The organism is Dactylosporangium sp. NPDC005555 (assembly GCF_040605635.1).
GTDB lineage: Bacteria > Actinomycetota > Actinomycetes > Mycobacteriales > Micromonosporaceae > Dactylosporangium.
In genome coordinates this window covers 233,071-251,354 of the sequence record NZ_JBEXDG010000005.1, presented here as the reverse complement: position 1 = coordinate 251,354, position 18,284 = coordinate 233,071, and the positions used below count along the sequence as shown (strand labels likewise).

Below are 18,284 nucleotides of genomic sequence, written 5' to 3'. Positions count from 1 at the left end.
GGTTTCCGGTTTCCGGTTTCCGGTTTCGGGCTTCAGCGGCGGGCGGCCGCGAGGATGACCATGAGTGGCACGACCCGCTCCGGTGGCACCGTGTACCGCCCGCGGGCGGTGGTCCGCAGCCAGCCGGCGGCGGTCAGCTGGCGAAGGTGGTGGTAGAGCTGGCCGCTGGTGCCGAGGCCTTCGGTGTCCGCGAGGTCGGTGCTGGCGTGGACGCCGCCGAGGATGACCCGCAGCAGCCGCAGCCGCATCGGGTGGGCGAGCGCGGTGAGGGTCGCCGCGAAGTCCGTCCAGTCCTCGTCGAGCAGCCCGTCCACCGGCGCGCCGAGCTGCCATTCGTAATGCTCGGCGGTGGGCAGGTCGACGGTGCCGGTGAAGAGCACCGCCCCGGGGCCCGGCGCCAGCTCCTTCAACCGTTCGAGCGCCCAGAACACGGACCCTGACGGCTCCGGCTCCGGGGTCGGCTCCGGCTCCGCGAAAACCCTCGCTTCGAGCGCCGCGACCCGCTCCTCAAGACTCGCCACAGCTACGACAGTACGTAATTACGTAAAACCGTGCAACCGATCCTGACCGAACGGGCATGGAGGATCGTGCGCGTGGGCCTTAAGGTCTCGCGAGTGACCGTCGATGTCGTCCGCCCACCGCGGCCCGCCCAGGTGACCGTGGCGTTCTGGCTCCAGCTCGCCGCCGTCGCCCTGCTCCTGACCTTCGTCGGCATGGCGGTCGCCTACGCCGTGCACTTCGACGGGCAGATCTCCAGGGCCGTGGCGGCCGTGCCCGACGCGAACCCGCGCGAGGTGAGCGACGAACGCACCGGCAACGTCTTCATGACGCTGCTCGTCGGCGCGCCGGCGCTGCTGCTGGCGATCTGGCTCGGCGTGACGGCGCTGCCGATGCTGCGCGGCAGCAACATCGCGCGGATCTTCGTCTTCGTCGCGGGCAGCGGGCAGGTGGCGCTGACGATGCTGCAGTTCTGCGGCGGGTTCCTGCTCCTGCCGCTGCTGTTCACGGCCGGCTTCAGCGAGGGGAGCGGCGGTGACGTCGTCGTCGACGACGGCATGTCGTGGGAGCAGTCGCCGTTCCTCGACAAGCTGTACTCCGACGACGACTTCTCCGACCTCTTCTTCTTCAGCGGCATGCTCACCGTGATCGCCGTGCTGACGATCAGCGCCGCGGTGGCGCTGCTCGTCGCGCTGCCGCCCGCGCACCGCTACTTCGTCCCGCGCGCCGCCGGACCGGACCCGGCGGGGTTCGCGCACCCGGCGGGATTCGTGCACCCGGCGGGGTTCGTGCACCCGGCAGGGTCCGCCCATCCGGCGGCGTTCGCCTATCCAGCGGGATACGTCCAGCCCGGACCGTACTTCATCTGCCCCGACCCGTCGGCACACTTCCAACGCCCCGCCGCGCCGGCACCGGGAACGTCGGCCGCCGCGCCGACGCCGGAGACCTCGGCCGCCGCGCCGGCACCGGAAACACCGGCATCCGAGCCGCCGCCGGTCACGCAGGCGAAGGTCGTACCGACGACGCCGCCGGAACAGGAGTAGTCGAGGCCGCCCGGGCGGCCAGCAGGGCGGGCAGGTGCGCGTCGCTCCACACCCGCACCGCCGCGATGAGCGTCAGCAGGCTGCGGCCCAGGTCGGTCAGCGCGTATTCGACCCGCGGCGGGTGCTCGGGATAGGCGGTGCGCGCCACGAGCCCGTCGCGCTCCATCGCCCGCAGCGTGTCCGTGAGCACCTTCGGCGTGACGGCGCGCAGCGGGACCCGCAGCTCGTTGAAGCGGCGCGGCCCGTGCTCCAGGCACAGCACCACCATCGCCGTCCACTTGTCGCCGATCTGGAACGGCAGCGCGCCCGACGGGCACACCGGGTCGAACATCGCCGGGTCGAGGTCCATCCCAGTACCCTTGCAGTAACCGATGCCGGCGCACATACCCTCCGGGCCATGAGCGACATCGTCATCTTCGGAGCGGGCGGCAGGGCGGGGCGGGCGATCACCGCCGAGGCGCACGACCGCGGTCATCAGGTCACCGCCGTGGTCCGCGACCCCGACCGGCACCCTGATCTCACCCAGGACGGCGTGCGTGTCGTGCGCGGCGACGTGCGCGACAGGGCGGCGACGGCGTCGATCCCGCGCGGGCACGCGGCCGTCGTCAGCGCCGTCACCCCGGCGTCGAGCCCGGACGCTCTCGCCGCGCTCGGGCCCTTGGACGAGGCGTTCTTCACCGACGCCGCCGACGCGCTCATCGACGGGCTGCCGCGGGCGGGGGTGCGGCGGCTCGTCGTCATCGGCCTGTTCGCCACCTTGCTCGGCGCCGACGGCCGGCCCGTCCACGACGATCCGGCGGCGTTCCCCGCACAACTGCGACCGTTCGCGCTGTCGCACGCGACCGGCCTGGATCGCTTGTGTACGACCGGCGAAGCGCTCGACTGGCTCGTGCTCACCCCGCCGGCGGGACTCGACCCTTCGGGTCCCCGGCTGGGCCGCTACCGGACCGGCGGCGACACGCTGCCCGCGTCAGGGCTGTCCTACGCCGACCTGTCGGTCGCGGTGCTCGACGAGATCGAGACGCCCACACTGCACCGGACGCGCGTGTCGATCTTCCACTGAGGCCGGGGCCGGCGCGGCGGGACGGACACTGCACCGGCAGTGCGCGATCACCGCGGATTCCTTACACCGGCGCCGGATTGAGCCGCGCGAAGCCAGCAGTTCCCACTCGTAGTCACGGCCGACGAGCGAGTAGTAGACCTGGTGGGCGACGTACCGCGGGTGCCCGTGCCGGTCCGCGGCGGCGAGGGACTTCATGATCTGCCAGCCGGCGAAGTTGGACCGCGTCGCCGCGGTGGACGTGATCGGCCTACCGGGAGCAACCCGGACGTCGACGCCGACCTGCGGCGCTGGCCGTGGCAGCCGATGCCTTCGCCGACGACTCCGCTGACGCTGCGAAGCCGGGCAGCTGCGATGCCCGTACCGTGACGCCGTCGTAGTCGGCCGGGATCCCGGCGACACTGTCGATCTGGAAGCCGCTACCCGACGCCGCAGCACTCAGGTGTCCGGGCCGGTGTCCGATAGGACGGGCATGCCCGAGGAGCTGTACCTGCTCGGCAACCTCGTGATCATGGTGGCCTACGCGGCGATCATGGCGGCGATCGTCGTGCCGGTCGCGCGGGCCGGGCAGCTGCGGAGCAACAAGCTCGCCGTCGCCACCGCGCTGATCTTCTTCAGCTGCGCCGTCGGGCACGGGCTGCACGCGCTGACGGCGGTGCGCGCGCCGGCGGTGCACACGGGACATCTGTCGCAGCCGGGCTGGTCGTGGGCGGTCGCGTTGTGGGACGTCTGCACCGCGATCATCGGCATCTACTACTGGACGAGCCGGCGCTCGCCCGGGTCATCACGCGCATCCTCGGCAACGCCGGCTACCGCGTCGTGGCGTGCACGAACGGCGAGGAGGCCCTCGCCGCGGACGAGCTGCGCCCGTGCGGGGTCCTGCTCACCGACGTCATCATGCCGGGCATGTCGGGGCGGCGGCTCGCCGAGTGCCTGCACGAGCGCCGGCCGGCCCTGCCGGTGCTGTACATGTCCGGGTACAGCAACGGCCTGCTCGGCACCACCCACGTCCTCGACGAGGGCATCGCGTTCCTGGAGAAGCCGTTCACCGCCGACCAGCTGCTGTGCAAGCTGCACGACGTGCTGGCCGGCGCCCCGGTGCCCGGGTGAGCGTGTTGCGTGCCGGGGCGGGTGGGGTAACAGCCGTGGCATGACGGTCTTCGGGTTGCACAACTCGCACGAGCAGATCCACCCGTCCGCGCTCCTCGCCGCGGTGCGGCGGGCCGAGTCGGCCGGGTTCACCGCGGCCATGTGCTCCGACCACTTCTCGCCGTGGAGCGAGCGGCAGGGCCAGTCGGCGTTCGCGTGGTCGTGGCTCGGCGCGGCGTTGCAGGCGACCTCGCTGCCGTTCGGGATCGTCAACGCGCCCGGGCAGCGCTACCACCCGGCGATCATCGCGCAGGCGATCGGGACCCTCGCGGCGATGTACCCGGGGCGGTTCTGGGCGGCGCTCGGCACCGGCGAGGCCAGCAACGAGCACATCACCGGCGACGGCTGGCCACGCAAGGACGTCCGCAGCGCGCGGCTGCGCGAGTGCGTCGATGTGATCCGGGCGCTGCTCGCCGGCGAGGAGGTCAGCCACGACGGCCTGGTGACGGTGGACCGGGCGCGGCTGTGGACCCGGCCCGAGGAGCCGGTGAAGCTCATCGGCGCGGCCGTCAGCGTCGAGACCGCCGGCTGGGTGGGCCAGTGGGCCGACGGGCTGATCACCGTGAACCAGCCGGTCGAGCACCTCCGGCGGATGATCGACGCGTACCGCGACGCCGGCGGCCGCGGCGAACTCTGCCTCCAGGTGCACCTCAGCTGGGCGCCGACGCGTGACGAGGCGCTGGCGGTCGCGCACGAGCAGTGGCGCAGCAACATCTTCGCCCCGCCCGTCTGCTGGGACCTGGACACCGCCGGGCACTTCGACGTCATCTCCGCGGACGTCACGCCGGAGCAGGTCACGAAGACCGTGCACGTCAGCGAGGACCTGGGGCGGCACACCGAGATCATGCGCCGGTACATGGAGCTCGGCTTCGACCAGATCTACGTGCACCACGTCGGGCAGCACCTGGACGATTTCATCGACGCGTTCGGCGCGAAGGTCCTGCCGCAACTGCGCTAGAAAAACCGAAGGTGCTCCGGCGGCCCGCCGATAACGGGGTATGTGGTCCGTCCCGCGGCGGGTCCGGCGGGTCGTGTCCCGCGCCTGGGTCGTCGCCGCCGTCGTCGCGGTCCTCGCCGCGACGGTGTCGATCTCGGCCGGGACCGTGCTGGCGCGTTCCCAGCAGCGGGAGACGGCGCAGGCGCTGGACCGCAAGGTCGGCGCGGTCGCCACCGCGATGGCCAACGAGACCGGCCGGTACGTCGACACGCTGCGCACCGTGGCCGCGGCCGCCGGGGCGTTCGAGCCGCTCACCGCGGAGAAGTTCGCCCGGGCGATCCGGCCGCTGCGGTACATGGCCCTCGCGGGCGCGTCGTCGATCGTGTTCGCGGTGCCGGTCGGCAACGGCGACATCGGCAGGGTGCAGGAGCTGTGGCGGCAGCGGGGAGCGCCGGACCTGACGCTCCAGACCCGCAGCCCCGGCCCGGACCACATCTTCACCATCTTCAGCGAACCGTTCGACGGCTCGACCAGGCTCGGCGGTGGCGGCATCGACGTCAACCAGTCCCCCGTGCCGACCCGGGCCCTGCAGGAGGCCAGGCGGTCCGGTGACGTGACCGTATCCGACACGTACCTGCTGATCCGGGACCAGAGCCTGCCCGAGGACCAGCGGCAGCAGTCGTTCATCCTCGCCGCGCCGGTCTACAGCACGCCGGGCGCGGCCCGCGCGTCCGACCCGGCCGGCGAGCGCCCGTTCCTCGGCTGGGTGCTGATGGGGCTGCGGGGACAGGACTTCCTCGCCGCCGCGGTGCGCCGCAGTGCCCAGAGCAGCGTCGACGTGACGCTGACGGCGCGCGACGCCGACGGGCACGCCAGCGTCGTGGCGGCGGTGCGGGCGGACTCCGGCCGGCGCCGCACCGGGCCCCGCACCGAAGAGGTCCCGGTCGCGCAGACGTGGTGGCGGGCACGGGTCAGCGTGGTCGCCGCGGATCTGCCCGGCGCGGGCCAGTTCCCGGCCGCGATGACGGCCGCCGGGCTGGTCCTCGGCGGGCTCCTCGCCGCGCTGACGTTCGTGCTGGCGTCCGGCCGGTCCCGCGCCGCCGCCCGGGTGCTGACCGCGACCGCGCAGCTGCGGCGCACCGAGGCCGAGGCGCGCGGGCAGGCGGACCTGCTGGGCGCGGTGCTGGACAGTGTCGGCGACGGGGTCATGGTCGTCGACGAGCACGGCAGGGTCCTGCTGCGCAACCCGGCCGGCGACGCGCTGCTCGGGGTCCCGGACACCGGCGGCGGCATGGACGCCTGGCAGGAGTTGTACGGCGTGTACGAGCCCGACGGCACGACCGCGTTCGCCACCGGGGACCTGCCGCTGGTGCGCGCCCTGGACGGCGAGCCCAGCGACCAGGTGCCGATGGTCATCCGCAACCCGATGGTCCCGGACGGCATCGTCATCACGGTGTCGGCACGGCCGCTGCACGGCAGCGCGGGGCGGCCCGGAGCGGTCGCGGTGTTCCACGACATCACCGAACGCACCGCCGCGGAGCGGGCGATCGCCGAGGCGAACACGGCGCTGCGGGCGGAGCTGACGCTGCGCGAGGCGGCCGAGGCGGAGCTGCGGGCCGCGCGGGACGACCTGGCCGCCGAGCAGGCGTACCTGCGGCAGGTCCTCGACGCGCTGGACATCACCGTCATCACCTGCGACGCCGACGGGATGGTCGTGCACACCAACCGGGCGGCGCGGGCCGCGCTGCCCGGCGCCGCGGCGGACGGGCCGCTACCGGTGACGGAGAGCGGCCGGCTGCTGCGGATGGCGCACCCGGACGGGACCGCGTTCGACGACTACGACCTGCCGCTGCTGGTGGCGCTGCGCGGCCAGCGGGTCGACGGCGTCGAGGCGCACGTGACCGCCCCCGACGGGCACCAGGGCGTGGTCATGATGCACGCCCGGCCGCTGCGGGGCCGGGACGGGCACATCATGGGCGCGGTCGCCTCGTCGTACACCATCACGGCCCTGCGGCAGCGGGAGGCCGAACTGACCGCGTTCGCCGGCGTCGTCGCCCACGACCTGCGCAGCCCGCTCACGGCGATCGGCGGCTTCACCGAGTTCGTCCGGGAGTCGCTCGGCGACCGGCTCTGCGGGCAGGAGCACCGCGGGGAGCGGGAGGTGCTGGACCGGACCCTCGCCACGACGGCACGGATGCGGCGCCTCATCGACGACCTGCTCGGCTACGCCGCCGCCCGCGACGCGGTGCTGGACGCCCGCGACCTGGACCTGCGGGCCGCCGTCGACGACGTGGTCACCGAGCGGCTCGCCGCGCAGGCGGTCGACCCGACGACGCCGGCCGCGCAGATCTTCGTCGGCGCGATGCCGTCTGTGCACGCCGACCCGGCGCTGCTGCGGCAGCTGCTGGACAACCTGATCGGCAACGCGCTGAAGTACACGCCGCCCGGGCAGCCGGCCCGGGTCGATGTGTGCGCGACCCCGCACGGCGACTGGGTCAGGGTCGACGTCGCCGACCGTGGCATCGGCATCCCCGAGGGCGAGCACGACGCGATCTTCACCGGCTTCCACCGGGCGCACCGCGCCGCGGGCTACGTGGGCACCGGCCTCGGCCTCGCCATCTGCCAGCGGGTCGTGGAGCGGCACGGCGGCACGATCTCCGCCAACGACAACCCCGGCGGCGGCGCGCGGCTGTCCTTCACGCTGCCCACGGCGCAGTCGGCCCGGTTCCACGCCCGTTCACGAATCTCCTCGGATCAACCGTTCGGATGATGCCATGTCAGTACAATGGCTGATATGGCGACAGTGGTGGTTGCTGACGACGACGCTGACATCACGGACGTCGTCGCCATGGTCCTGCGCCGCGCCGGGCACTCCGTGGTGACCTGCGCCGACGGCGAGGAGCTGCTGGCCGCGGTCAGAGCGCACCGGCCCGACGTGATCGTCACCGACCATCAGATGCCGGCCCTGACCGGCCTCGAAGCGCGCGGGCGGCTGCTGCGGGACCCGGCGACCGCCGGCATCCCGGTGATCGTCGCGTCCGGCTCCGTCAGCGGGGCGGAGGCGGCCGCGGTGCTCGTCCCCGGCGACCGGCTGCTCGGCAAGCCCTACTCCGGCGCTCAGCTGCGCGACGCCGTCGCCGAGGCGGCCCTGCACCACCCTGCCGGCTGACCCCGTCGCGATCAGGACCGAGGCGGACCATCGGGAGCTGGTCCACCGGTCCGGGTGGCCATTCGCGCCGATCACAGCGGCACCGTCTGCGATCGGCGGTGCCGACGCGCGTCTCAGCGCAGCCGCGGGTCGTACGCCGACGCCTTGCCGAGCTCCTCGAACAGGTGCCGCTCGGACTCGGTCAGCCGCGCCGGGACCGTGATCTTGACCTCGGCGTACAGGTCCCCGGGCTTGCCGCGCGGGTTGGGCAGCCCCTGCCCGCGCAGCCGCAGCCGCCGCCCGGTCGACGTCCCCGCCGGCACGGTCACGCGGACCGGCCCGCCGGGCGTGTCCAGGGGCACGCTCGCGCCGAGCGCCGCCTCCCAGGGCGCCAGGGGCAGGTCGAGCACGACGTCGCGGCCCTCGACCCGCACCCGCGGGTGCGGCGCCAGGCGCACGACGAGGTACAGGTCGCCGGGCGGGCCGCCGGCGACGCCCGGGTTGCCCTGGCCGGCGAGCCGGATCCGCTGCCCGTCCATGACCCCGGCGGGGACGTTGACGTCGTAGCGGCGGGGGCGGCCGTCGGCGCCGGGGAGGGTCACCTGGCGGCGGCCGCCGCGGAACGCCTCCTCGACGCCGACCGTGATCTGAGCCTCGGTGTCGGCTCCGGGAACGGGTCCGGCACCGTATCGGGCGCCGGCACCGCCGAACATGCTGCCGAACAGGTCCCCGAGGTCGACATCGACGGTCGGCGCGGCGTCCCCGGGCCACCGGGGCCCGCCCGCGAATCCGGCGCCGGCCCCGGCCCTGGCCCTGGCCCTGCCCCGGTCGTGCCTGGCCCGGCGCTCGGGGTCGGACAGCACGTGGTACGCCTCGTTGATCTCCTTGAAGCGTTCCTCGGCGCCGGGTTCCTTGTTGATGTCGGGGTGCTGCCGGCGGGCCAGGGTCCGGTAGGCGCGCTGGATCTCCTCCGGTGACGCGTCCCTGGCCACGCCGAGCACCTGGTACGGGTCGCGGGACTCAGCCACCGTCGTCCCCCAGCGGCGCCGGCGCGCTCACCGCGACGACAGCCGGGCGCAGGAGGCGCTCGCCGTCGCCGTACCCCGGCCGCAGCACCCGGACGACGGTGCCCGGGGGTGCGTCGCTGTCGCGGACGACCTCCGCCGCCTCGTGCCGCACCGGGTCGAAGGGTTCACCCACCTCGCCGATCGGCATGAACCCGAAGCGGGCGAGGACGGCGAGCGCCTGCTCCCGGACGCCGGCGACCCCCTCGACGATCGTGGCGGGGTCGGCGTCGCCGTGCCGCAGCGCCAGGTCGAGGTTGTCCAGCACGGGCAGCCACGCGGTGGACACGGCGATCCGCTCCTCCTGCCGCTGCCGCGCCGACTGCCGCTCGGCCCACTTGCGGGTGTTCTCCACGTCGGCCGCGGCCCGCTGCCACCGCTCGGTCAGCTCCGCGACGTCCTGATCCTGGGTCATGCCGCCACCTCCGCTGCGCTCCGGCGTCGGCCCGACCTCAACCTGTCACATGACGAGCGGCCCGAGCCGCTCCGCTGGCCGCTCATGGCGTCACCCGGTGTTGAAGTCGGCGTCGATGATGTCGTCGGCGTCCTTCGCCGCCGCGCTTCGCCCCTGGCCCTGCTGGACCTGCTGTCCCTGCTGGCCCTGCCGCCCGCCGCCGCTGCTCAGGGCCAGGGCCATCTGCCGCAGGTCCTCGGTCAGCTGCCGCATCCGCTGCGCCGGCTCCTGCTCCCGGACGGCGCGGCGGGCCTCCTCGACGAGCATCGTGGCGCGGGCCCGCTCGTGCTCCGGCACCTCGCCGCGCTCCTGGAGGCCGCGTTCCAGCTGGTACGCCGCGCTGTCGAGCTCGTTGCCGGCGTCGACCCGCTGCCGGATCTGCTGGTCCTCGGCCCGGTGCTCCTCGGCCTCGCGGACCATCCGATCCACGTCTGCGGTGTCGAGGGTGCCGCTCTCGGTGATGGTGATCTTCTGCTCGGCACCGGTGTCCTTGTCCTTCGCGGACACGTTCAGGATGCCGTTGGCGTCGACGTCGAACGTCACCTCGACCTGCGGGACGCCGCGCGGCGCCGGCCGGATGTTCTCCAGCCGCATCCGGCCCAGGACCCGGTTGTCGGCGGCGCGCTCCCGCTCCCCCTGCAGCGCGACGACGTCGACGGCCGGCTGGTTGTCCTCGGCGGTGGAGAACGTCTCGGCCCGCCGGGTCGGGATCGTCGTGTTCCGGTCGATGATCTTCGTCATCAGCCCGCCGAGGGTCTCGACGCCCAGCGACAGCGGCGTCACGTCGAGCAGGACCACGTCCTGGACGTCGCCCTTGAGCACCCCGGCCTGGATGGCGGCGCCGAGCGCGACGACCTCGTCGGGGTTCACGGACATGTTCGGGTCCTTGCCGCCGGTGAGTCGCCGGACCAGGGCCTGCACGGCCGGCATGCGGGTCGCCCCGCCGACGAGGATCACCTCGTCGAGGTCGCCGTCGCTGACCTTCGCGTCCTGCATCGCCTGGCGCACCGGGTCCATCGTGCGCTCGAGCAGGTCGTGGGTCAGCTCCTCGAACGTCGCCCGGGTGACCGTCATCGTCAGGTGCTTGGGCCCGGTCGCGTCGGCGGTGACGAACGGCAGGTTCACCTGCGTCTGCGTCACCGACGACAGCTCGACCTTGGCGCGTTCCGCGGCCTCCGTGAGCCGTTGCAGCGCCTGCGGGTCGGAGCGGATGTCGATGCCGGTCTCGCTCTGGAACTGCCCGGCGATGTGCTCGACCAGCCGGTGGTCGAAGTTGTCGCCGCCGAGGTGCGTGTCGCCGGACGTCGCCCGGACCTCGACCACGCCGTCGCCGACGTCGAGGATGCTGACGTCGAACGTGCCGCCGCCGAGGTCGAACACGAGGACCGTCTCGTGGCCCTTCTTGTCCAGCCCGTACGCGAGCGCGGCCGCCGTCGGCTCGTTGATGATCCGCAGCACGTCGAGCCCGGCGATCCGGCCGGCGTCCTTGGTCGCCTGCCGCTGGGCGTCGTTGAAGTACGCGGGGACCGTGACGACCGCCTCGGTCACCTTCTCCCCCAGGTGCTTCGCCGCGTCGTCGGCGAGCTTGCGCAGGATCTGCGCGGACACCTCCTCCGGCGACAGCTGCTTGCGGCGCACGTCGAAGCGCACCATGCCGTCAGGCCCGGACTCGACGTCGTAGGTGACGGTGCGGGACTCCTCGCCGACCTCGTCGAACTTGCGGCCGATGAAGCGTTTCGCCGACGAGATCGTGCCCTTGGGGTTCAGGACGGCCTGCCTGCGGGCGAGCTGCCCGACGAGCCGTTCGCCGCTGTCGGTGTACGCCACCACGGACGGCGTCGTCCTGCTGCCCTCCGCGTTGGGCAGCACGGTCGGCCGGCCACCCTCGAACGCGGCGATCACCGAGTTGGTCGTGCCGAGGTCGATTCCCACAGCGCGTGCCATGTGCGCATCCCCTCTCGAGCCCTGCTGGCATGCCGCCTCCAAGGCTCACCGCGCGCACACGTCCGCCGTCTCACCCGCACCGGGTGGTCGGCACCGGCGCTCCGCGCCGGTCAGGCGGCCGGTCAGGCGGCCGGTCAGGCGGCCGGTCAGGCGGCCGGTCAGGCGGCCGGTCAGGCGGCCGGTCAGGCGGCCGGTCAGGCGGCCGGCCAGGCGGCCGGTCAGGCGGCCGGTCAGGCGGCCGGTCAGGCGGCCGGCCAGGCGGCCGGTCAGGCGGCCGGTCAGGCGGCCGGCCAGGCGGCCGGTCAGGCGGCCGGCCAGGCGGCCGGTCAGGCGGCCGGTCAGGCGGCCGGTCAGGCGGCCGGTCAGGTGAAGGTGACCGCGCCGTCGCGGAGGACGGCGTGCACGCCGACGACCTGGTTGACGATCTGGGTGACCCGCAGGTCGACCGCGACGCTGCTCAACGCGACCGCGTCGGCGCGCGGCACCCCGTGCAGCCGGGCCAGCAGCGCGAACATCGACTCCAGAGCGGCGTACGCGGCGTCGTCCAGGGTGTCGCCGAGGCCGACTGTGAGCCAGGCGTCGGCGGTGCGCGCGACGGGCCCTTCGACGGGGAAGTCGTCACGCACCAGGAAGGTGAGTGTCACCCGGTCCATCGGGCACTCGATGGCCGTGCCGCTCACCTCGCCGTCGCCCTGCGCCGCGTGGCCGTCGCCCACGGAGAACAGTGCGCCGTCGACGGTGATCGGCAGGAACAGCGTGGTGCCGGCGACGAGCTCCTTGCAGTCGATGTTGCCGCCGTGCACGCGTGGCGGGATCGTCGAGTGCTCGCCCGGCTCGGCCGGCGGCATGCCCATCACGCCCATGAACGGACGCAGCGGCACCGTGTGGCCGTGCTGGTTGCGGCCGGTCATCGCGGCCGGGTCGAGGTCCCAGGCGTGCACGACGCCGTCGTTCTCCAGGTGGTACCGCCGGTTCGGCCCGCTCGGCCAGCCGCCGGCGACCGTGGTGCCCCAGGCGGCCGGTTCGACCTCGTCGATGCGGACCTCGAGCGTCTGCCCGGCCCTCGCGCCCTCGACCGCGACCGGGCCGACGAGGGCGTGGCCGTAGTCGGGGCGGTGCTGCGGGACCCGCGGCCGGTCCGGCGGGTGCTCCCCGGCGTAGGGGCCAGCGGACCACCAGCAGTCCAGGGTGCGGAAGGTGACACTGTCGCCGGGCCGCACCGTCAGCACCGGCGGGTAGCCGGGCGAGAAGAAACCGTGCAGCGTCCGGTCGTCGGGCTCCAGCGAGTGCTCCATCGGTGACAGTCAACCAGGCGGGCCGTGCCGGATGCCATGATGGGGGCCGGGAACAGCTCGGTGCGACGTGAAGGGTGCTGAAGCTCGATGGCGCTGTTCGAGGCGAAGACGTCCACCTTGGAGGGCCGGGCCGTCGTTGCCCTGGCCGGCGAGTGCGACCTGACCGCCCGCGACGAGCTGACGACGGTGCTGCTGGCCGCCGTCGAGCTGGCGCCGGTCGTCGTCGTGGACCTCGCCGGGCTGCGGTTCATCGACTCCAGCGGCCTGCACGGGCTGATCACCGGTCATCACGCCGCCCGGCGGCAGGGGCACCGGCTGCACGTGGTCAACGCCGGCGGGACCGTCGCCCACGTCCTGGAGATGACCGGCGTCGGCGACCTCCTCGCGCCGCCGGCCGCGGGACCGGCCTCATGAGCGCCCCCGCCGACGCCGGCACCATCGACTACGGCGACGCCGGGGATCTCGGCGCGGTGCGGGCGTTCGTCCGCGCCCACGCCCTCGCGGCCGGCGTGCCGGAGGCGCGGACCGAGCTGCTGATGCTCGCGGTCAACGAGCTGGCGACGAACACGCTGCAGCACACCGCGGGCGGCGGCCGGGTCCGGCTGTGGACCGACGGCGGGCAGATCATCTGCGACGTCGTCGACCAGGGGCCGCCGCGGGCGTTCCCGCGGCCGATGCCACCGGCGGACGCGCCGCGGGGCCGGGGGCTCGCCATCGTCGAGCGGATCGCCGACCGGGTCGAGACGGTCAGCGGCCCGGACGGCACCACGGTCCGCCTGCACCTGCGCCTCTGAGGTGCCCTGAGGTGCTCTGAGCCCCGTTCGCCGGCGGTGCCGTCAGGGCAGGACGCGGACCGCGAGGGTGCAGGTGTCGTCGTCGGGGCTCGCGTAGTGCAGCAGACCCCGGAGCCGGGTCAGCGGCTCGTCGCCGGGGTCGGCGGAGACGTCGGCGAGGTTGCGCCGCACCCGGCCGAGCATGACCTCCGTGTCCGCGGACCGGCGCTCGACGAGCCCGTCCGTGTAGAACAGCACCAGGTCGTCCTCGCGGAGGTCCACGGTGAGGACCGGGTGGACGGCGTCGTCGCCGGCGCCGAGCAGCAGGCCCACCGGCCGTTCGAACTCGGTGGTCGCGCCGGTCCGGGCCAGCAGCGGCGACATGTGCCCGGCCCGCGCCCATCGCAGGGTGCGGGTGCGCGGATCGTACATGCCGATGACCGCGGTGCCGGTGATGCTCAGCTGCAGGCACAGCTGATTCATGTGGCCCAGCAGGGTGCCGGGGTCGCGGATCCCGATGGACAGCCACGCCACGAGCGAGAACCGCAGGTGCGCCATGCCGTTCGCGGCGTCGAGGCCGTGCCCGGCGACGTCGCCGACCGCGAGCGCCACCAGGCCGTCGGGCAGGGTCTGCGCGTGATACCAGTCGCCGCCGACCTGCACGGCGCTCTCCGCCGGCAGGTAGCTGACCGCCGCCTCCAGCCCCGAGAGGGGGAACGGCTCCCGCGGCACCGGCTGGATCAGGTTCTGCAGCTGCCCGGCGAGGCGGTGCTCGGCCAGCGCCGTCATCTCCCGGGTGCGCAGCTGGTCACTGAGCCGCTCCATCGCCGAGCGGGTGTCCTCCCGGGCGGTGACGTCCTGCACGACGGCGTAGATCTTCAGCGGGCTGCCGTCCGCGTCGCGGGCGACGTCGGACAGGATCCGCAGATACTTCACCGTCTCCGTGCTCTGCCCCGCGTCCGTGCCCGTGCCCGTGTCCGTGTCCGGGCTCCCGGTCGGGACCGCCGCGCGGACGCGGACGGTCACGTCGGAGGCGGCACCGCTGTCGAGGGTCTGCCAGGCGGTCTCGCTCACCCCACGGTCGTCGGCGAGCAGCGCCGCCTGCTGCTCGGCCCGCGACATCGCCCCGAGCGCCGGGTCCCGCCCGAAGATCCGGAACATCCCCGGCGACCACTCGCTGCGGCCGGTGACCAGGTCGTACTCGGCCCAGCCGAGGCTGCCGAGCAGCTCGGTGCGCTCCAGCCGGCGGCGGGCCTCGTCGACCCGCTGCCACCACACGAGCAGCCCGCCGAGGACCGGGTGCACGCCGACCTCGAACTGCGAGTCCGCGACGATCCCGGCCCGCTGCTCCGCATACCGGAAGTCGGGCAGCTCGGCGGCCACCCCGTCGGCGAGGACCCGGACATACAGCTGCCACAGCGGTCCGCCGACCATGCTCGGATAGAGGTCGCCGACCCGCTCGCCGACCCGGTCGGCGCCGCGGCCGTAGAGGTCGTTGCCGCGGCCGCTCACCGCCGCGATGACGAAGTCGGTGACCCGGCCGTCCTCGCCGGTCAGTGGCAGCAGCCAGGTGCATCCGGCCGGCGCGGCCGCCAGCAGCTCACGCACGACGGCCGTGGCCGCCTCGACGTCACCGCCCGCCGTGACCGGCGCGGCCCCACGCCGCGCACCGTCGTGTGCCATCACCGAAGCTTAGTGCCGCACCGCGTCGAGGGCCGCCCGGGCGTGGCGGGGTGCCGCCGCTTTCGACATTCACCCCGGTTTCCCGCCATCCGCGCCCGAATACGGCGTTACGGTGCTTGTGTGACGTCGACCGCCGCCGGGTACCGTGCCCTCGTCGCCGAGCATCTGCGCCGCCCCGGCCGCCCGTCCGGGACCGCCGAGGTGATCCCCGGCGTCGGGGACCGGCTCGCCTACAACCCGTGCCTGGTGCGGCAGGACGGCCGCACGCTGCTCGCCGTGCGGGTCGAGTCGGCGACCAGCTACTGGCGCGACGGGTCCTCCTGGGATCCGGAGATCCGCTTCTACGAGCGGGCCGGCGACGGCTGGCGGGAGGCGCCGGGCACGCCGGTGTTCCGGTCGGCGGAGGACCCGTTCGCGGCCTGGGTCCTGGACCGCGACGGCGCGCCGGTGCTCGTGTTCGGGGTGGTGTCGCTGGACTTCCGCCACGACCCGCCGACGGTCGTCACCCGCTTCCACGCCGCCCCTTCCGTGGAGCGCCTCGACCCGGCCACGCCGTTCGCCGAAGTGCCGGGGATGAAGGACATCCGGCTGCTGCAGCGCCACGACGGGCTCGCCGTGTGCGGCCGTCCGCAGGGCGGGACCGCCGGCCGCGGCCGGGTGAGCCTGATCCTCGCCGACGACTGGACGGACCTGTCCGCGGAGCTGATCGCCAAGGCGCACGTCTTCCACGACCAGGTCGCCGAGGACACCAAGCTCGGCGTCAACGAGCTCTACGACCTCGGCGACCGCATCGGCGTCCTCGGCCACGTCGCCGTCGGCGAGGAGGGCGGCCCGCAGGAGTACGCCGGCGCGTGGTGGACGATCGACCCGTCCGCCCGCACCACGACCACGCCGACGATCATCGCGATGCGCGCCGACTTCCCACCGGCGCCGCCGAAGCGCCCCGACCTCACCGACGTCGTCTTCCCCGGCTCGATGGAGGTCCTCGACCGCGGTCTCGTCCGCCTGTACTGCGGGCTGAGCGACGCCTCCGTCGGCTCGATCGTCGTGCCGTCCTTCTTCTGACTTCTTCTGATGCGGTGGCGGCGTGCGATCCAGGCCGTGAGCACCCGCCCCGGCCTGCCCAGGGCGGAGGCGGAGCGGGGCGGCCCGCCGTGGACGCCGGCGCCGGCCGGTCGGCCCCGCTACCGCTGCGCCCGGTTGCGGACCTCGACGACGGCACCTGTGCCGAGGTCCACCCGGAAGCTACGGCCGGGTGGCAGCGGCCGGTCCAGGGCACGGACCCGCAGGTGCATGCCCTCCGGCGCGACGGCACGGGCTGCGGTGAGGGCGTAGTCGTCCGGGTCGGTGTCGTCGTCGCCGGCCTTGCCCGCGCTGGACGTCGTCACACTGAAGACGATGAGTCCCGTGATGGCGTCGAAGACGATCCGGTGCGACTCCAACCTGATCCGGTCGTAGGTGGGCAGCACGATGCCCGTCCGGAAGACCAGCCCCGTGACGGCCGCCCAGCCCTGCTCCACGTACACGCGGAAACTCACGGCACGGCAGTCGTCGGACTCGGCCCGGGCCAGCACGGTGTGGTCCCAGACGCCGGTGCCGCCGTCCCGGAACCCGACGAAGGCGTGCGCGCCGGTGTTCAGGGACCGGGGCGCGGAAGGCACCTGCGGAAACGGATATGCCGGCGGCTGATGGTTGGACAGGTTCGCCACCGCCAGGACCTGGCAGCGCGGGATCCGCACGATGTGCTCGCCGATGACGTACGCCTGGCACGCCGGCGTCACCGAGTAGTCGAGGATGTTGTCGGCGCTGACGTCGGCGCTGGCGATGAGGTCCACGGCCGTCACGGTAGGCAGTGGCGGGCATCGATCACACCGGCGCTGCCGGGAACCGGACACCCCAGGGGCCATGACAGGATGGGAAAGCACGATCCGATCACCGAAGGGGAGCATCGTGGCCGCACGTGTCGTCAGTCCCACCGGACGCGGGTTCCTGCTGCTCGACTCGCACCCCGCCGGCTGCTTCCGCAGCGTCACCGACATGGTTGCCCAGATCCCCCCGAAGGCCGGGTCGCAGGACAGGAAGGTCGCGCTCGTCATCGGCTCCAGCGCCGGCTACGGCCTGGCCGCCACCCTCGCGGGCCTGGTCCGGCACGGCATCGACGGCGTCGGCGTCGCGTTCGAGCGGCCGCCGGGCCGGCGCACCGGCACCGCCGGGTGGTATCGCACGATCGCCACCGCCGCCGTCGCCGAGGAGGCCGGCAGCGACTTCACGTTCCTCAACGCGGACGCCTTCGCCGACACCACCAAGGACGAGGTGCTGGACCTGCTGGAGAAGCGGTTCGGCAAGCTCGATCTCCTGGTGTACAGCGTCGCCGCGCCCCGGCGGACCGACCCGCGCAGCGGCACCACCTACCAGTCGGTCATCAAGCCCCTCGGTGCGGCCCACACCACCAGGACGCTCGAGTTCGACGCCGACGGGACACCGGCCCTGCGCGACGTCACCGCCACCCCCGCCGGTGAGGACGAGGCGGCCGACACGGTGCGGGTGATGGGCGGTGAGGACTGGTCCCGCTGGGTCACCGCACTCGCCGACCGGGGCCTGCTGCGTGAAGGCTTCCGCACCGTCGCCCTGTCGTACATCGGATCCAGCCTGACCTCGGCGATCTACCGCGACGGCACGATCGGCGCGGCGAAGGTGCACCTGGAGCGGACCGCCGAGGAGCTCGACGAGCGGCTGCGGCCGATCGGCGGCCGGGCGCTGACGTCGGTCAACGGTGCCGCCGTCACGCAGGCGTCGACCGCGATCCCGGGCATCGCCCTGTATGTGAGCGTGCTGCACGCCGTCCTCGGCGACGCGCTGCAGTCGCCGGTCGAGCAGTCGGTGCAGCTGTGGGAGCAGCTCACCGGCGCGGCCCCGCTGGACCTCGACGAGCAGGGCCGGCTGCGGCTGGACCGCTGGGAGCTGGACCCGGCGGTGCAGGCCGCGGTGGCGGAGCGCTGGCGGGCGATCACCCCGGAGACGATCGCCGAGGTGGCGGACGTCGCCTGGTTCCGCGCCCAGTTCCGCGGCCTCTACGGCTTCGACGTCCCCGGCGTCGACTATTCGGAGCCGATCGACCCGGACCTGGACTGGCCGGCGCCGCGCTGAAAGGCCACAACGCCCCGCCGGCGCCGCACCGAAAGCCGCAACGCCCGGACCGGCCGGACCGGCCGGCGCCACGCTGAAAGGCCGCCGCA

Annotated in this window: 19 protein-coding genes; 10 read left to right on the top strand and 9 right to left on the bottom strand. The window is 73.8% G+C overall.

Going from position 1 to position 18,284, the window contains the following annotated elements; all coding sequences use genetic code 11:
• Positions 1-32: 32 nt before the first annotated feature.
• On the bottom strand, positions 33-521 hold the full coding sequence (locus ABZS58_RS08565; protein WP_354779065.1) for a helix-turn-helix domain-containing protein: 489 nt from the start codon (positions 519-521) through the stop codon (positions 33-35).
• Positions 522-614: 93 nt separating this feature from the next.
• Here ABZS58_RS08565 and ABZS58_RS08560 point away from each other — a divergent pair, with 93 nt between their 5' ends.
• Positions 615-1,541, top strand: a complete 927-nt coding sequence (locus ABZS58_RS08560; protein WP_354779063.1) for a hypothetical protein — start codon at positions 615-617, stop codon at positions 1,539-1,541.
• Here ABZS58_RS08560 and ABZS58_RS08555 read toward each other — a convergent pair.
• Positions 1,495-1,890 carry a helix-turn-helix domain-containing protein gene (locus tag ABZS58_RS08555; protein WP_354779061.1) on the bottom strand — a complete coding sequence of 132 codons (396 nt, stop codon included), beginning with the start codon at positions 1,888-1,890 and terminating at the stop codon, positions 1,495-1,497. The genes ABZS58_RS08560 and ABZS58_RS08555 overlap by 47 nt on opposite strands.
• A gap of 48 nt (positions 1,891-1,938) precedes the next feature.
• Here ABZS58_RS08555 and ABZS58_RS08550 point away from each other — a divergent pair, with 48 nt between their 5' ends.
• Positions 1,939-2,604 carry an NAD(P)H-binding protein gene (locus ABZS58_RS08550; RefSeq protein ID WP_354779059.1) on the top strand — a complete coding sequence of 222 codons (666 nt, stop codon included), beginning with the start codon at positions 1,939-1,941 and terminating at the stop codon, positions 2,602-2,604.
• A 516-nt stretch (positions 2,605-3,120) separates the two neighbouring features.
• On the opposite strand, the gene ABZS58_RS08545 is transcribed toward ABZS58_RS08550, so the two are convergent.
• Positions 3,121-3,345, bottom strand: coding sequence for a hypothetical protein (locus ABZS58_RS08545; RefSeq protein ID WP_354779057.1), 225 nt, complete (start codon positions 3,343-3,345; stop codon positions 3,121-3,123).
• Here ABZS58_RS08545 and ABZS58_RS08540 point away from each other — a divergent pair.
• Genes ABZS58_RS08540 through ABZS58_RS08525 form a run of 4 tightly spaced genes read left to right on the top strand, consistent with a single transcriptional unit; the run spans position 3,322 to position 7,856 of the window.
• Complete coding sequence (locus ABZS58_RS08540; RefSeq protein ID WP_354779055.1) at positions 3,322-3,711, top strand: response regulator; 390 nt, start codon at positions 3,322-3,324, stop codon at positions 3,709-3,711. The genes ABZS58_RS08545 and ABZS58_RS08540 overlap by 24 nt on opposite strands.
• Positions 3,712-3,751: 40 nt before the next feature.
• Positions 3,752-4,708, top strand: coding sequence for a TIGR03885 family FMN-dependent LLM class oxidoreductase (locus ABZS58_RS08535; RefSeq protein WP_354779053.1), 957 nt, complete (start codon positions 3,752-3,754; stop codon positions 4,706-4,708).
• 40 nt (positions 4,709-4,748) lie between these two features.
• A complete protein-coding gene (locus ABZS58_RS08530; protein ID WP_354779051.1) occupies positions 4,749-7,457 on the top strand; it encodes an ATP-binding protein in 2,709 nt (902 codons plus the stop codon).
• 24 nt (positions 7,458-7,481) lie between these two features.
• Positions 7,482-7,856, top strand: coding sequence for a response regulator (locus ABZS58_RS08525; RefSeq protein WP_354779049.1), 375 nt, complete (start codon positions 7,482-7,484; stop codon positions 7,854-7,856).
• A 113-nt stretch (positions 7,857-7,969) separates the two neighbouring features.
• Here the strand turns inward: ABZS58_RS08525 and ABZS58_RS08520 are convergent, their stop codons facing one another.
• The 4 genes from ABZS58_RS08520 to ABZS58_RS08505 form a co-directional block, all read right to left on the bottom strand.
• Positions 7,970-8,863: a DnaJ C-terminal domain-containing protein gene (locus tag ABZS58_RS08520; RefSeq protein WP_354779047.1), complete on the bottom strand. Its 894-nt coding sequence runs from the start codon at positions 8,861-8,863 to the stop codon at positions 7,970-7,972.
• The gene (locus tag ABZS58_RS08515) at positions 8,856-9,314 is read right to left on the bottom strand and encodes a nucleotide exchange factor GrpE (RefSeq protein WP_354779045.1); all 459 of its coding nucleotides are present in this window, start codon (positions 9,312-9,314) and stop codon (positions 8,856-8,858) included. The genes ABZS58_RS08520 and ABZS58_RS08515 overlap by 8 nt, the downstream gene beginning before the upstream one ends.
• Positions 9,315-9,404: 90 nt before the next feature.
• Positions 9,405-11,297 (bottom strand): molecular chaperone DnaK, encoded by a 1,893-nt coding sequence (gene dnaK, locus ABZS58_RS08510; protein ID WP_354779043.1) that lies wholly within the window; start codon positions 11,295-11,297, stop codon positions 9,405-9,407.
• A 362-nt stretch (positions 11,298-11,659) separates the two neighbouring features.
• A complete protein-coding gene (locus ABZS58_RS08505; RefSeq protein WP_354779041.1) occupies positions 11,660-12,592 on the bottom strand; it encodes an acetamidase/formamidase family protein in 933 nt (310 codons plus the stop codon).
• 87 nt (positions 12,593-12,679) lie between these two features.
• Between ABZS58_RS08505 and ABZS58_RS08500 the strand changes: the two genes are divergently transcribed.
• Positions 12,680-13,006: an STAS domain-containing protein gene (locus tag ABZS58_RS08500; RefSeq protein WP_354779039.1), complete on the top strand. Its 327-nt coding sequence runs from the start codon at positions 12,680-12,682 to the stop codon at positions 13,004-13,006.
• Entirely contained in the window at positions 13,003-13,386 is a 384-nt protein-coding gene (locus tag ABZS58_RS08495) for an ATP-binding protein (protein WP_354779037.1), read from the top strand. The genes ABZS58_RS08500 and ABZS58_RS08495 overlap by 4 nt, the downstream gene beginning before the upstream one ends.
• Positions 13,387-13,428: 42 nt before the next feature.
• Here ABZS58_RS08495 and ABZS58_RS08490 read toward each other — a convergent pair whose 3' ends face one another.
• Positions 13,429-15,048 (bottom strand): SpoIIE family protein phosphatase, encoded by a 1,620-nt coding sequence (locus tag ABZS58_RS08490; RefSeq protein WP_354779035.1) that lies wholly within the window; start codon positions 15,046-15,048, stop codon positions 13,429-13,431.
• 120 nt (positions 15,049-15,168) lie between these two features.
• Between ABZS58_RS08490 and ABZS58_RS08485 the strand changes: the two genes are divergently transcribed.
• Entirely contained in the window at positions 15,169-16,113 is a 945-nt protein-coding gene (locus ABZS58_RS08485; RefSeq protein WP_354779033.1) for a DUF1861 family protein, read from the top strand.
• A gap of 119 nt (positions 16,114-16,232) precedes the next feature.
• On the opposite strand, the gene ABZS58_RS08480 is transcribed toward ABZS58_RS08485, so the two are convergent.
• On the bottom strand, positions 16,233-16,883 hold the full coding sequence (locus ABZS58_RS08480) for a hypothetical protein (RefSeq protein ID WP_354779031.1): 651 nt from the start codon (positions 16,881-16,883) through the stop codon (positions 16,233-16,235).
• Positions 16,884-16,998: 115 nt separating this feature from the next.
• Here ABZS58_RS08480 and ABZS58_RS08475 point away from each other — a divergent pair, with 115 nt between their 5' ends.
• On the top strand, positions 16,999-18,195 hold the full coding sequence (locus ABZS58_RS08475; protein WP_354779029.1) for a trans-2-enoyl-CoA reductase family protein: 1,197 nt from the start codon (positions 16,999-17,001) through the stop codon (positions 18,193-18,195).
• The last annotated feature ends 89 nt before the right edge of the window (positions 18,196-18,284 follow it).